The following is a 13,943-nucleotide window of genomic DNA, read 5'->3' on the forward strand; positions in this document are numbered from 1 at the left end:
CTATCGTTCATTTATGCGTACATACGAAAGGTCTTATGAGTGGTTTATGTTCGCGCTCTGTTGTAAACGAAAGCCATTCGTAAGCTATACTCGTTTTACACTGTAACCAGAGTTAATGATTCCGCGTATTTAATGAAATTAATCAGTTTTTTAGCAGCACTATGCAGTGGGGTAATGTCAGTATGTAGCCATGCTGAGATGGCTACCGATGAATTGTTCGACCTGAGTTTGGAAGAGCTCAGAAATGTGACTCTGGTGTCTGCGGCCAGTGGTTTTGAACAAAGCATTAAGTCTGCGCCTGCTTCTGTTTATGTTATCCATCGCGAACAATGGCAAGAGGCCGGTGCGCGTTTGCTCGCAGATGTATTGCCTATGATACCGGGCATGCATGTTGATCAGCCTTTTGTTCAGGGCAAAGACAGGTTCACGTTGCGGGGCTTGGGCGGTTCCTTTTCGCAGCAAATCAAAATATTGTTTGATGGTGAGGCGATTAGTTACGTCCAATCTAGTGGCGTTTTCAATGCGTTTGATTATCCACTACACGCTATCGCTCGCATTGAAGTGGTGAGAGGGCCTGGCTCCTCTGTTTATGGTGCAGATGCTTTTGCAGGCACTATCAATTTAATCCCGATTACTCACTCTCAATCACAACAGGCTGGTGCTCGCGTTGGTAACTTTTCTACTCAAGATGCATTTGCAAATACAAGCTTTAGTTACAAAGAACTTGATTTCACCCTTAGTGCTGAATACGTTCACTCCAATGGCGATAGCGGTAGGATCGTAGATAGTGATTTACAGTCGACTTTCGACAGTATTTTCGGTTCATCTGCGTCTAACGCCCCCGCAGGGATGCAGGAACGATACAAAGTCACGTCCATTTACAGCCAGATCAAGTGGCAGGATATTACGTTTGATTATCAGGGTTATCGTAACAACAATGCAGGTACAGGTGCTGGTATTGCGCAAGCGATAGATCCCGAAGGCATATACGATGTTCATTTTGATAATTATAGGCTTCGGTATAGCTTAGACGACGTCTTAGGTGGACAAGCGACATTAACTTTTGCTCATCATTACCAAGATGTTTTTTCGTATTTACATGTGTTTCCAGCCAATACCATTCTGCCAATTGGGGCTGACGGAAATCTGGACTTTGTATCGCCGGTTGGGATCGTAAAGTTTACCGATGGGTATATTGGTACTCCTACCAGCGAGGCAACCCGCACCTCAGCTCATCTAACACAAATAGTGGATATAAGTGAACACCACAAGATACGTTGGCAGGTGGGATATGAGCATCAAGATTATAATTCGACAGAAAGAAAAAACTTTGGACCAGGGGTTATTAATGGTACTGAAGGGGAAGTGGGAGGACAGTTAACTGATGTTTCAGATACCCCTCTCATCTTTTTACCTGACGTATCAAGACACCTGTATTACATATCTTTGCAAGATGAATGGAAAGTTTCACCTACCGTTCAACTGAATATAGGTGCCCGATATGACCATTATAGTGATTTTGGTTCAACCTCTAATCCACGAGTATCGCTGATTTGGCAGGCACGCCCTGACATCACCGTTAAAATATTTGGAGGCTCCGCTTTTCGTGCTCCATCTATTACCGATCTCTAATCTCAGAATAATCCGGTTGGACTTGGCAATGATCAACTGGGTCCGGAATCTGTTGATAGTCTAGAACTAGGCGTGGCGTTTGAATATTTTGCAAACGAGAATCTTCAGATAAGTGCCGGACTGTTTGATTATTCAGCAGATGATTTGATCCAATTTCAGTTCGATCCTGTTCGCCAGGGAAGTGTCGCGGTTAACATAGGTCGCCAGGAAGCAAAAGGCGGCGAGTTTGGAGTTAAATGGAAACCTCTATCAAATTGGACGCTTACCAGCCATTACTCATTTGTGGATGCGATAGATAAGAACGGTGAAGATGTCGGCAGCATCCCGAGACAAATGCTATTCGTCAGTAGTTATTGGAAATTAAATGATCATTGGCGGATCTACTTCGACGGAAAATGGATTGGAGATAGAAAGCGCGCGATAGGGGATAACAGACCGGCGCTTGATAATCATGTACTTGTGAATAGTAAAATCAGTTACCGAGAATTGACATCCAATATGGACATTGCATTGATTTTTAAGAACTTATTTGACGAAGAAGCATATGATCCAAGTAATGGAAGTATTCGCGGCGATTATCCGCTTCCTGGACGTCACGGAATGTTAGAAGTGACCTACCATTTCTGATTTCGTTCTACTTTAGCCGCTATAGATATTTTATTTAGCGCACAAAAAAGCCCGCAGTAGCGGGCTCTTTATTATAAGTAAGTCGCTTACTCGTCTAAGAAGCTCTTTAATTGCTCAGAACGACTTGGGTGACGTAATTTACGTAACGCTTTCGCTTCGATCTGACGAATACGTTCACGCGTAACATCAAACTGTTTACCCACTTCTTCTAACGTGTGGTCAGTATTCATGTCGATCCCGAAACGCATACGCAATACTTTGGCTTCACGCGCTGTAAGACCGGCGAGTACTTCTTGCGTTGCATCTTTCAAGCTGCCGCCGGTCGCTGAATCGAGTGGCTGGATAATCGTATTATCCTCGATAAAGTCACCTAAATGTGAATCTTCATCATCACCGATTGGCGTCTCCATTGAGATTGGCTCTTTGGCAATTTTCAGTACTTTACGGATTTTGTCTTCAGGCATCATCATGCGTTCAGACAATTCTTCTGGCGTCGGTTCACGACCCATTTCTTGTAACATTTGGCGAGAGATACGATTCAACTTGTTGATCGTTTCAATCATGTGTACCGGAATACGTATAGTGCGGGCTTGGTCCGCAATTGAACGCGTAATTGCCTGACGGATCCACCATGTTGCATAAGTTGAGAACTTATAACCACGGCGATATTCAAACTTATCAACGGCTTTCATCAGACCGATATTACCTTCCTGAATAAGGTCAAGGAACTGAAGGCCTCGATTGGTGTATTTCTTAGCGATAGAGATAACCAAACGTAAGTTCGCTTCCACCATTTCCTTTTTCGCGCGTCGTGCTTTGGCTTCACCAATCGACATACGGCGGTTGATGTCTTTGATATCAGCAATCACCAAACCGGTTTCAGATTCAACCTGATTCATTTTGCTGACGCTACGTTCGATCTCTTCTTTTTGTTCGAGTAACGAAGGAACATAATCTTTGTCTGTTGCCAGCAATGTTTCCAACCAATCGGTTGTTGTTTCATTACCTGCGAAAGCCTTGATGAAATCTTTCTTCGGCATTTTGGCGTTAACAACACAATACTTCATCACTAAGCGTTCTTGGATACGCACGCGATCCATCATATCGCGCATGTTTTTAACCATGCGGTCAAATTGCTTAGGCACCAAACGGAATTCTTTGAACACATCGCTTAATGCATTGATCTGTGTACGCGAATCCTTGTGAGCTCGACCTTTTTTCTCGATGACTTCACGTGTTTTGATGTACTGATCGCGAAGTAAGGCAAACTTTTCGCGTGCCACTTCAGGATCTACGCTGTTGTCATCTTCTTCATCATCGTCATCGTCATCGCTGTCATCATCTTCATCATCAAGATCTTCTTGTGATAATTCTGAACCAACGTGAGTTGCGGTCGGAGCAACATCTTCTTCATTCGGGTCAACAAAGCCCAAAATGATATCGCTTAAGCGAATCTCTTCTGCTTCGTATAAGTCCCACTGGTCGAGAAGATAGGTAATAGCTTCAGGATATTCGGCAACGGAACATTGAACTTGGTTGATACCGTCTTCGATACGTTTAGCGATTTCAATTTCGCCTTCACGCGTTAATAGCTCCACTGTACCCATTTCACGCATGTACATACGTACGGGGTCAGTTGTACGACCTATTTCACTCTCTACGGTAGCCAATGCCTGAGCTGCAGCTTCTGCGACTTCTTCGTCTGCAGTTGTCTCTTGCATGAGTAGTTCGTCTGAATCTGGTGCGGATTCAGAAACTTGAATACCCATGTCATTGATCATTCGAATGATATCTTCAATCTGATCTGAGTCGATGATATCTTGCGGTAGATGGTCATTAACTTCTGCGAAAGTTAAGTACCCTTGTTCTTTTCCTTTGGCAATCAGAAGTTTGATCTGAGACTGCTTGTTTTGCGGCATAAATTTTACACTTCTCTCATTTGAATAGCGCTATTCAACGTCATCATACCCATTTAGCCAGAACGCTTGATGCTAAATGGTTTTAGCCTATGTCAGACAGCCTTGGCCCGACAATCTTTGGCCATATGTGAAAGCAAGTATAGACTACTTTCACAGGGTCTCTGGCGAATTCACCAGTATAGCAGATAAAACAACTTTCTTTCCAGCTAATATGGTTATGAATTGCTCAATTTCAACCTTGGTTTACTGGCTTTTTGGCTTGCATGAGCAGATTAAGCTCCTGCTTTTCTGCGGCACTCAATCCATGCACCCGATCTTTAGTCATCAGAGCATCCATACGTTGTTCAAAGTGCCAGTGAATAAGCTTTCTAAAACTGTCTGTGAACACACGTTTGGCAGCATTTTCATCAATCAGATGCTCTTGTTGTAGCAATTTTGCTAAATGGGCTGACTCTGGTTTACCCCGGAAAAATTCCAATACCATGCCCGTGTGGGCACGTGGATTTTGCGCGCAGAAAGCGTGAACAGCGTGCAATAACGGCATGCCCGGTATTGCACTGTCTGCCAGAATGGCAAAGTCTATATCGGGTAATTCAGTTGCCAGTGAAGGCATATCCAATAGCAGCCGTATCATGGTTCGCACCGGAGAAATGCTCGACTTCGGTGCCGCATAGCTTGAGGATTGCGACGGTGCTGAGCGTTGGTTGGCAATCTGTATGTCTCGTTCACGCTGGTAACGATCGCGTTCACCACATAGCCGGCTGAGCTCTTGGTTTAAGATATCACGTTGATTATCGCCCAGTATTTTATCAATCAGAGGTTGGGCTTGCGCCTTCAACGCCGCTTTACCTTCGGCTGTATTGGTCGAGTGCTGTTGCATTAAACGGTCAAATAAAAACTTGGATAGAGGCTGCGCGTCTTTTAATTTGTCTTCGAACGCGTCTTTACCGATTTTTTGCACCAAACTATCCGGATCTTCGCCTTCAGGTAAGAACAAAAAGCGCATGGTGATGCCATCTTTTAGGTAAGCAAGCGCATTTTCCATGGCACGCCAAGCGGCCTCGCGTCCAGCGCGATCACCGTCATAACAGCAAACAATGTCATCTGTTGCACGCACTAACATTTGAATATGTTCAGGGGTTGTTGCCGTGCCTAGTGCGGCCACTGCGTAATCAATGCCATACTGTGATAAAGCGACGACATCCATATAGCCTTCAACCACAAGCACTTTGTCTAAGTGACGGTTAGCCTGCCGTGCTTGGTAGAAGCCATACAGTTCACTGCCTTTATGAAAAATGCGTGTCTCTGGCGAGTTCAAATATTTTGGACCGTCTTGACCAAACACTCGACCACCAAAACCGACAACTCGACCACGTTTGTCGCGAATGGGGAACATGAGCCGGTCGCGGAAAAAGTCGAAGCGTTTGCGATTGTCGTTTTCGCTAACTAATTTTAAATCGACCAATTGTTGCTGGCGTTGGTTATCGCTACCAAATTGCTTTAGTACACCATCCCACTCGGGCGGCGCATAACCGATCTCCCAGTGTTTCACTGTTTCGCCATTTAGACCACGCTGTTTTAAGTAGTCAATAACGCTCGGTGATTGAGGATGCTGTTTTAGTTGGTGTTGAAAAAAGCGTGTTGCCTTTTCCATCAAGGCATAATCATTGTCGAGCTGTGCTCTGCCCACTGAAGGTTTTTGCGTACCGCTGCTTTTTTCGCGGGGCACTTCAACACCGTGATAGCGTGCTAATTCTTCAATGGCTTCTGGAAATTCTAGACGGTCAAATTCCATCAGAAAGGAAACAGCATTGCCGTGTGCACCACAACCGAAGCAATGATAAAACTGCTTGTCTTGGCTGACCGTAAAAGACGGTGATTTTTCGTTATGGAATGGACAGCACGCTTGGTAGTTTTTACCGGCCTTCTTGAGCTTTACCCTGCTATCGACGATTTCTACGATATCGGTACGGGCAATCATGTCCTCGATAAAGTCTCTTGGGATAAGGCCTGCCATGCGGGGATAGGATTCCTAACGTAAAGGGGCAACTAATGTAGCAATAGTACAAGAACCTGCCAAGCGGCGTTTAACAGCTTGGCAGGGAATAGCATTTACATTAAGCCAGCTTGGCTTTGATTTTACCGCTTAAAGCACCCATATCAGCGCGCCCTTGAACCTTAGGTTTCAGCCATCCCATGACCTTACCCATATCTTGCATGCCGCTGGCACCTGTTTCTGCCATTGCTGCATCGATAAGATCAGACAGCTCCTGTTCGCTGAGCGGTTGCGGTAAAAATGTTTCTAAAATGACAATCTCAGCACGTTCGTTATCCGCCAAATCAGCGCGATTTGCATCATCAAACTGTTGCGCCGCGTCTTTGCGTTGTTTAACCATTTTGGTTAACACAGCCAACACGTCACTGTCTTCCAGTGTGATGCGTTCATCGATTTCACGTTGTTTGATCGCGGCTAATGCCATACGGATAGTGCCTAGGCGCAATTTATCTTTTGCACGCATTGCATCTTTTTGCGCTTCTTTCAGATCATCGGTTAACGACATGCGGATTTCCTTTTATCAACACAAACAAAAACGCGCCCTGTAGGCGCGTTTGATCGTAAAAACTTTCTATCTTAGTAGAGTTTTACGCGACGCGCGTTTTCACGAGCCAATTTTTTCATATGACGCTTTTTAGCTGCAGCTTTTTTGCGCTTGCGTTCCCAAGTCGGCTTTTCGAAAAACTCACGACGACGTACTTCTGAAAGTACACCGGCTTTTTCACATGAACGCTTAAAACGACGAAGAGCTACGTCAAACGGCTCGTTCTCTCTAACTTTAACGATAGGCATCTAAAATTTCACCTCAAAATTTACTAGTTCTACCGGGCAATTATTTGAGGAGAAAACTCCACCCGGGTTAAAAATGGTGCGAAATTCTAATCATATCCAGCGCAGAAGTAAAGTCGTATTTGCTAAAAACTGGTAAACACGTACACTACGCGCGAAACTTTGCTGTAGGTAGTGTGATTATGCGTGTATTGGGAATAGAAACTTCTTGTGATGAAACCGGCGTTGCGATTTACGATACCGACGCAGGCTTGCTTTCACATTGTTTGTATAGCCAAGTAAAATTGCATGCGGATTACGGTGGTGTCGTCCCTGAACTCGCCTCGCGCGATCACGTGCGCAAGATCTTGCCCCTCATTCAACAAACGATGGATGACGCAGGATTATCCCCCTCTGAAATAGATGGCATTGCTTTTACGCAGGGGCCCGGCCTAGTAGGTGCATTATTAGTTGGGGCATCAGTCGCTAAGAGCATTGGGTACGCATGGGGCGTGCCGATTGTCGGCGTGCACCATATGGAAGGGCATTTACTGGCTCCGATGCTTGAAGAGGAAAAGCCTCAATATCCTTTTGTCGCGCTACTGGTGTCAGGTGGCCACAGCATGTTGGTGAATGTGAAATCGCTGGGCGATTACGAGGTGTTGGGAGAGTCGATTGATGATGCGGCAGGTGAAGCCTTTGATAAAACGGCAAAGTTGCTGGGTTTAGATTATCCTGGAGGCCCCTTATTGGCTAAGTTGGCGGAAAAAGGAGAAGCGGGTCATTATCAATTTCCACGCCCTATGACCGATCGTCCTGGTCTCGATTTTAGCTTCAGTGGCCTAAAAACCTTTGCCGCCAATACCATTAGGTCGTCTGATGGCAGTGAACAAACCAAAGCTAACATCGCGTATGCGTTTCAAGAAGCGGTTGTGGATACCTTAATCATTAAGTGTAAACGCGCACTTAAACAGGTGAACGGGAAGAGGCTGGTGATCGCCGGTGGTGTCAGCGCGAATATTTATTTACGTGAACAAATGGCGCTTATGATGCAACAACTCAACGGCCAAGTGTTCTATCCTAATTTAGCGTTTTGTACCGATAACGGCGCTATGATTGCGTATGCGGGCGCGCAGCGTTTGCTGGCGGGTGAGCGAACCAGTGTCGATTGTAAAGCCAAACCGCGTTGGCCACTTGATAGTCTGTCGCCCATAACGACCGTGTAATAAAAAAACGCGTTATTCTCGGGCTTTCCCTTTTTGCCATATTTTACTTTCTTTGCGGTGCCATAAACGATGAATGTTTTCGTGATGGCGGATAATGATTAAAATACTCAACATGGCAACAGGCAGTGTGTAGAGCGGCTTGATCAAGAAAGTAAACATAGGCGCTAAGCTTACAGCAACAATCGCACCTAACGATGAATAGCCACTGATGGCAACCACGATAACCCAACTGGCAATCAGTAGTCCGGCCAAATCAAGACCAATCGGCAGCATGGCGCCAAATGCGGTTGCTACAGCCTTCCCGCCTTTAAATCCAAAAAACAGTGGGAAGATATGACCAACGCAGGCGGCAATCGCAATGAAACCGAGGTAAATGGGCTCTATTCCCAGAAAGTAGCTACCGTATGTCGGTATGGTGCCTTTTAGTATGTCGCTGACAAGCACTAAGCTTGCAGGAATGGGGCCGCCAATACGGTAAACGTTGGTCGCGCCAGGATTACCTGAGCCGGTAAAGCGAGGGTCAGGTAAGCGAAATATTCGACAGATCATGACAGCACTGGAGATCGAACCACACAAATACGCCAGACCCACCATTAAAATTATCAATGCAACCATGTCATCGTTCAAAAGATCACGTTAAACTACCGGCACATTACAAGAAAGGCACTATCAAGACTAGTCTGAACAGTCAGCTAATTGTCGATATACAACAACTTACGTGCGCGCGGCGGTATATGGAACAGATCATTATTCAAGGGCTTCAACTACCCACCTTAATCGGTGTTTACGATTGGGAGCGTACTCAGAAAACTATTTTGTTGGTCGACTTAGTGCTCGATGCCGATTTAAGCCGTGCATGCGAAACGGATGATGTTGCCGACACCATCGACTATGCCAAAGTTGCTGAAGCGTTAGCGGAAGTTGCTGGCAAGGCCAAGTTTGAATTACTTGAAGCACTGGGTCAGGCATTGTGTGACTGTGTATTGACTCGCTTCCCGGTGACACGAGTGGATTTATCCATTATTAAGCCCGATATTTTACCCAACGCGGCAAAGGTTGCGGTTCGTCTTGTGCGAGAATCTCGTTGATGAATATGCACCATATCCTGATAAGCTTGGGGACCAACATTCAGCGTGAGAAACACACACGTTCTGGGGTTGAAGCGCTGAAACAACATTTTGAAGATGTTCAGTTATCCTCTGTATACGAGAGTGAGTCAGTCGGCTTTGATGGCGATGCCTTTTATAATTTGGTTGCCAGCGCCTACACTGATTTGCCTGTTGCTAAAGTGTGCCAAATTTTAAAACAAATTGAGCAAGACAATGGACGCAAACGCGGTGAGAAGAAATTTGCATCACGTACATTAGATCTTGACCTACTCACCTACGACCAATTGGTGACGAAAGAGCCGGTAACGCTGCCTCGCGATGAAATTACTTATAATGCATTTGTGCTGCAACCGTTGGCTGAGTTAGTGCCAACGCACAAACATCCCGTAAAGAATGCCAGTTATTTGGATTTGTGGCAGTCTTTTGACAGCAGCAAGCAAAAGTTGTGGCCCATAACCTTTAATTGGAGAGAAGGTACGCATGACGCTATTTGAGATCATTATTCTGGCGATTATTCAAGGGATCACTGAGTTTTTGCCAATTTCCAGTTCGGCTCACCTATTGTTGCCTGCAGAGTTATTAGATTGGCGTGCACAGGGTTTGGCCTTTGATGTGGCTGTTCATGTCGGCAGTTTACTCGCAGTTTTGATTTATCTTCGTCAAGATGTCACACGTTTAACGATTGATTTCTTTCAGCATGGTTTTACCACTAAACAGACCGATGACAGTCGTTTAGCTTGGTCAATCGTCATTGCGACCCTACCTATTATTGTCATCGGATTCCTACTTAAAGACTGGATCGAACTCAATGCGCGCACCGCATTAGTCATGGCGGTGACAACTATCGCGTTCGGCTTACTCCTGTGGTACGCCGACGCAACGGCTCGTCTAACACGAAAAATGTCGGAAATGCGTTGGGGGCAGGCCATTGTTATTGGCTTAGCGCAAATTTTAGCCTTGATCCCGGGAACATCACGTTCAGGTATTACTATGACGGCAAGCTTGATGCTCGGATTTGATCGAGAAAGTGCAGCAAGGTTTTCTTTTCTGTTGTCTATTCCGGCTATTTTAGGGGCTGGATTGCTATCCACGCTTGATCTGTTGAAGCAAGGGGATGGGGTTGATTGGACAGCGCTGTTTTATGGAGCTGGCTTTTCTTTTATCAGCGCTTATCTTTGTATATATCTATTTTTGCATTGGATTTCACGCATTGGCATGCTGCCATTTGTCATTTACCGATTGGCATTGGGTGTTATCCTGTTGTGGTTTGTGTTTGGTTAACAGCGAAAAGGAAACCCGATGAGCGAAACCATTTTTGACAAGATTATTGACCGTAGTATTCCGGCCGACATTATTTATGAAGACGAGTTAGCGCTTGCCTTCAATGATATCAATCCGCAAGCTCCTTACCACTTTTTAGTGATCCCAAAGAAACGTATTGCAACGGTAAATGACATTGCCAAGGAAGATCGAGAACTGGTGGGGCATTTGTATTGGGTGGCTGCGCATATCGCAAACCAGAAAGGCTTTGCAGAAGAAGGTTATCGGACGGTTATGAATTGTAACGACTTCGGTGGCCAAACGGTCTATCACATTCACTTGCATGTATTGGCTGGGAAGTTAATGGGATGGCCGCCCTACACAGAACGGCCAAAAAAGTTAGAGTGATTTAGAGGCCGAGTACCTGTTTTCCCTGTTCAAAGTGAATATCGACCGGGATATTCGCTTTTGACAAGCGTTCTAAATCAGCGGCTAACTGCTCTTTGATAACCCCTTTGTCTGCTACTAGGTCAGCGACGCCTTGGTAATTTCCATCGCCCTGTAAAGTTAATATGGTGTTTGATAAGGCTGTAATGGCATCGTCCATTTTAGCCATATCGACACGATATTGACCTTCTTCATTGCGCGTAAATGCACCGTGTTCAGCAAAGAAATTAAACCGGATCATATTGGCTCTACCGTGGGCTGATGAGGCTCCAAATCGAACTGAACGGAAAATGCCAGCCATAAAGGTTGTGTAGTAGTCTTCCAACGTACCTTCAGTAATTTCCCCACGCTCTAATAATTGTTGCACCATGTACAAACCCAGAATATCAGCCTTGCCTTCTTCTAGTGCTGAAGCATGCTCTTTCAAAGCGCCACGCACTGTGCCTTGGCCGTCTAGTGTATTTTTAATACCCAGGCCGTGAGCCACTTCATGGAACATGGTGTTGGCAAAGAAAGCATCAAATGTGATGTGCTTGCGCTGTTCAGGCACAATCAGCTCATCTGCTATAGGTACTAAAATATGATCAAACTTCGCACGCATAGCATTCTTAAGTTGCAAACGACGCGTTCCTTTCGCTAACTGCACTTCTTCGTCGTTTGGCAGGTTGATCGCAATTGTTTTGCTACCTGCATTGCTGTGACCTGCGTAATACACCACATCGTAAGCATTCAAGTCAGCGTTGGCACCTGGCATTTCCGCTTTGTATTCATCAGGTACTGGTAGCCCGGTTTGTAATGCAGGTAAGAAAGCGGCGAATTTAGCGAGGCGTTCGCTCCACGCGAGATCTTTAATCAACACGTAGGATTCAAATGCAGTTCGGTAACCGTAGAGCTGGTCTTCATAGGTTTCAATTGGACCTAATACCAGCTCAATAGGGTTGTTCTTCATGTCCATCCAAGCCATATCAGATGCTTGATATTGGTCCGTTAACAATGCATCAGCCCTTAGTTTCAGGTAGTTTGCAAATTCTGCATCATCAGCTAATTCTGATGCTTGCAAAAGGAGGTCGGCAGTCGCCTTTAATTCAGGGGCGAAGGCTTCAGAGTAGGGGACGGAGATCAATGCGCCTAAGTCGTTGCGCACTACCATACTGTATAAGCCAGCTTTGTCAGCAAAGTCAGCAGATTCGAATTCTTCTTTGCTCATGTCGCTGGGGTAAAATTGTGCGCCAGCAGGCTTACTATCAAAACCACTTAAGAATACTTCATCACCGGCTAGTCTATCCCATGGACCGTAGTTTATGGTTGCGAAATGGCGAACTTCGGCATCGCTGATTGAGTCTAAAAATGCTTGTTTGTTGGTACCAAAAGCTTGTTTCCAGAATAAATCATCCATGATCACAGACGCGTCAATTAACAAACCAAGCATTTGTTTTTGATTATCGCTTAAGTGAGACAAGTCTGATGTCAGTGACACGGGGTAGTAAATAGACAAGCGTTCACGCTGACCTAAATAGGCCACCTCTGATTGTGTTTCTGTTGGTGTTTGGGCCTGCGGAGCGCTTTCATTTTTTGTGGCTGGTGAGCAAGCAGCAATCGTCAAGCACGCAAGTGCGATACCTGTGCTGAGTAAAGGGTGTTTAAATGCAAATTTCACGGTTAGTTCTCTGGTTGTCGTTATCGTTATAAGTAGGCCTTACAGCATAACCTATTTGCTAATTTGATGTGAATCTCGCGAGTTATGTTTTTAAAACATCAAAAACACATGATCTTGTTAGCTGTGGCTTTTGTATTGAGTTTTTAAACCTCTGAAATGTAAACGAGAAGTAGCGGCTGACAGATAAAAATATGCAAAGTGTCAGATACTTGATAAAGATCATAATTCTGTATGACTTAGCGATTGACTGTCGGAGTAGATCGTTTACGCTATAAACAGTATAGATCAGTCATCTTCGCCCTTGTGCGGTTAATTAAGGCAAAATCATGTCAACACAAAATGCGCTGTTAACAATCCTTACCGAAAAAATTAATAACGATACCTTGGTACTTCCAACACTTCCTGCGATTGCATTGAAAGTGAGGAAAGCTGCTGACGATCCGGAAATAAACCTAAATGCGATGTCTGATGTGATATCTCAAGATCCGTCACTGAGTGCTCGCATGATTAAGATCTCGAACAGTGCGTATATGGGTCGTACCGTTAAGGTCAGTTCGGTAAGCCAGGCCGTTACGCGAATTGGTCTGCGCCAAATTAAAAATATCGCGACCGCATTGGCAATGGAGCAGCTTTTTGTCTCTAAGAATGAAGTCGTTGCAGAGTACCTCAAGCGCGAATGGGACAAGACAGTCGATATCACCGCTAATAGTATGGCGGCATTGCAAATGTATATTCAGCGTACCAAGAAGCGCGAACTTACTCTTGATTCAGCAACGTTGGCTGCACTGGTATCGAAGATTGGCGTATTGCCTATCTTGACTGAAGCTGAACGCCACGCAGAGGTCTTTGCGAACCCTACCTTCCTTGAAGATGCGATTGACAAAATGTCAGGGAAAATTGGTTCAGCCATCATGAATGCATGGGGCTTTTCGCAAGAATTTGTTGAAGTGGCAGCTTCTTGGAAGGATTTGTCGGTCTTACCTGAGAAACTGACGTATCTTGATTTCGTGCGTGTTGGTGCAGCGGTTAGTGGTCATATGGAAGGTCAAAAAGACGCGGTATTTAATTTGGCGCTTCAACGCGATGTTCTTGCAGACTTGAAAGAATTAGATTCAGATGAGTTCCAAGAAATGCGTAACAACGCAAAAGTTATATTTTCTTGATGAAATCGCAAGCTGCTGTGCTTAGCCATAGCGGCTTTATACGATTTCAGTAATAGTGATCGAGATTGCATTTAACCTC

The 13,943-nt window shown here is 45.0% G+C and carries 12 protein-coding genes and 1 pseudogene; 7 read left to right on the forward strand and 6 right to left on the reverse strand.

Annotated elements, in window-relative coordinates:
• The first annotated feature begins 198 nt into the window (after positions 1 to 198).
• A pseudogene (locus CSH93_RS13620) lies at positions 199 to 2,259 on the forward strand (TonB-dependent receptor plug domain-containing protein).
• 86 nt (positions 2,260 to 2,345) lie between these two features.
• Here CSH93_RS13620 and rpoD read toward each other — a convergent pair.
• From rpoD to rpsU, 4 genes are all read right to left on the reverse strand, one after another.
• A complete protein-coding gene (gene rpoD, locus CSH93_RS13630) occupies positions 2,346 to 4,178 on the reverse strand; it encodes an RNA polymerase sigma factor RpoD (RefSeq protein ID WP_100643804.1) in 1,833 nt (610 codons plus the stop codon).
• Between the two features lie 232 nt (positions 4,179 to 4,410).
• Positions 4,411 to 6,195: a DNA primase gene (gene dnaG / locus CSH93_RS13635; RefSeq protein ID WP_100643805.1), complete on the reverse strand. Its 1,785-nt coding sequence runs from the start codon at positions 6,193 to 6,195 to the stop codon at positions 4,411 to 4,413.
• Between the two features lie 100 nt (positions 6,196 to 6,295).
• Positions 6,296 to 6,739 carry a GatB/YqeY domain-containing protein gene (locus CSH93_RS13640; RefSeq protein WP_100643806.1) on the reverse strand — a complete coding sequence of 148 codons (444 nt, stop codon included), beginning with the start codon at positions 6,737 to 6,739 and terminating at the stop codon, positions 6,296 to 6,298.
• Positions 6,740 to 6,810: 71 nt separating this feature from the next.
• Positions 6,811 to 7,026, reverse strand: a complete 216-nt coding sequence (rpsU, locus tag CSH93_RS13645) for a 30S ribosomal protein S21 (protein WP_070123829.1) — start codon at positions 7,024 to 7,026, stop codon at positions 6,811 to 6,813.
• 179 nt (positions 7,027 to 7,205) lie between these two features.
• On the opposite strand from rpsU, the gene tsaD reads away from it, so the two are divergent.
• Positions 7,206 to 8,228 (forward strand): tRNA (adenosine(37)-N6)-threonylcarbamoyltransferase complex transferase subunit TsaD, encoded by a 1,023-nt coding sequence (gene tsaD / locus CSH93_RS13650; RefSeq protein WP_100643807.1) that lies wholly within the window; start codon positions 7,206 to 7,208, stop codon positions 8,226 to 8,228.
• Between the two features lie 12 nt (positions 8,229 to 8,240).
• Here the strand turns inward: tsaD and plsY are convergent, their stop codons facing one another.
• Complete coding sequence (gene plsY, locus CSH93_RS13655; RefSeq protein ID WP_100643808.1) at positions 8,241 to 8,843, reverse strand: glycerol-3-phosphate 1-O-acyltransferase PlsY; 603 nt, start codon at positions 8,841 to 8,843, stop codon at positions 8,241 to 8,243.
• Between the two features lie 119 nt (positions 8,844 to 8,962).
• Here plsY and folB point away from each other — a divergent pair, with 119 nt between their 5' ends.
• From folB to CSH93_RS13675, 4 genes are read left to right on the forward strand one after another with little or no spacing between them, the layout of a single operon-like run.
• On the forward strand, positions 8,963 to 9,316 hold the full coding sequence (gene folB, locus CSH93_RS13660; RefSeq protein ID WP_100643809.1) for a dihydroneopterin aldolase: 354 nt from the start codon (positions 8,963 to 8,965) through the stop codon (positions 9,314 to 9,316).
• Positions 9,316 to 9,831, forward strand: a complete 516-nt coding sequence (gene folK, locus CSH93_RS13665; protein WP_100643810.1) for a 2-amino-4-hydroxy-6-hydroxymethyldihydropteridine diphosphokinase — start codon at positions 9,316 to 9,318, stop codon at positions 9,829 to 9,831. Before folB ends, folK begins: the two co-directional genes overlap by 1 nt.
• Positions 9,818 to 10,618 carry an undecaprenyl-diphosphate phosphatase gene (locus tag CSH93_RS13670; protein ID WP_100643811.1) on the forward strand — a complete coding sequence of 267 codons (801 nt, stop codon included), beginning with the start codon at positions 9,818 to 9,820 and terminating at the stop codon, positions 10,616 to 10,618. Before folK ends, CSH93_RS13670 begins: the two co-directional genes overlap by 14 nt.
• Positions 10,619 to 10,636: 18 nt before the next feature.
• Entirely contained in the window at positions 10,637 to 11,005 is a 369-nt protein-coding gene (locus CSH93_RS13675; protein ID WP_100643812.1) for a histidine triad nucleotide-binding protein, read from the forward strand.
• 1 nt (position 11,006) lies between these two features.
• On the opposite strand, the gene CSH93_RS13680 is transcribed toward CSH93_RS13675, so the two are convergent.
• Positions 11,007 to 12,641 carry a dipeptidyl-peptidase 3 family protein gene (locus CSH93_RS13680; RefSeq protein WP_420807263.1) on the reverse strand — a complete coding sequence of 545 codons (1,635 nt, stop codon included), beginning with the start codon at positions 12,639 to 12,641 and terminating at the stop codon, positions 11,007 to 11,009.
• A gap of 386 nt (positions 12,642 to 13,027) precedes the next feature.
• Between CSH93_RS13680 and CSH93_RS13685 the strand changes: the two genes are divergently transcribed.
• Complete coding sequence (locus tag CSH93_RS13685; protein WP_100643813.1) at positions 13,028 to 13,864, forward strand: HDOD domain-containing protein; 837 nt, start codon at positions 13,028 to 13,030, stop codon at positions 13,862 to 13,864.
• Positions 13,865 to 13,943 lie beyond the last annotated feature (79 nt).

The sequence above is a fragment of the Neoalteromonas facilis genome, from assembly GCF_002807665.1.
Lineage (GTDB): Bacteria > Pseudomonadota > Gammaproteobacteria > Enterobacterales > Alteromonadaceae > Alteromonas_E > Alteromonas_E facilis.

Bases quoted from the DNA above. Each gene is read 5' to 3' on its own strand.
- rpoD (WP_100643804.1), bottom strand. From the start codon at position 4,178: ATGCCGCAAAACAAGCAGTCTCAGATCAAACTTCTGATTGCCAAAGGA.
- dnaG (WP_100643805.1), bottom strand. From the start codon at position 6,195: ATGGCAGGCCTTATCCCAAGAGACTTTATCGAGGACATGATTGCCCGT.
- CSH93_RS13640 (WP_100643806.1), bottom strand. From the start codon at position 6,739: ATGTCGTTAACCGATGATCTGAAAGAAGCGCAAAAAGATGCAATGCGT.
- rpsU (WP_070123829.1), bottom strand. From the start codon at position 7,026: ATGCCTATCGTTAAAGTTAGAGAGAACGAGCCGTTTGACGTAGCTCTT.
- tsaD (WP_100643807.1), top strand. From the start codon at position 7,206: ATGCGTGTATTGGGAATAGAAACTTCTTGTGATGAAACCGGCGTTGCG.
- plsY (WP_100643808.1), bottom strand. From the start codon at position 8,843: ATGGTTGCATTGATAATTTTAATGGTGGGTCTGGCGTATTTGTGTGGT.
- folB (WP_100643809.1), top strand. From the start codon at position 8,963: ATGGAACAGATCATTATTCAAGGGCTTCAACTACCCACCTTAATCGGT.
- folK (WP_100643810.1), top strand. From the start codon at position 9,316: ATGAATATGCACCATATCCTGATAAGCTTGGGGACCAACATTCAGCGT.
- CSH93_RS13670 (WP_100643811.1), top strand. From the start codon at position 9,818: ATGACGCTATTTGAGATCATTATTCTGGCGATTATTCAAGGGATCACT.
- CSH93_RS13675 (WP_100643812.1), top strand. From the start codon at position 10,637: ATGAGCGAAACCATTTTTGACAAGATTATTGACCGTAGTATTCCGGCC.
- CSH93_RS13685 (WP_100643813.1), top strand. From the start codon at position 13,028: ATGTCAACACAAAATGCGCTGTTAACAATCCTTACCGAAAAAATTAAT.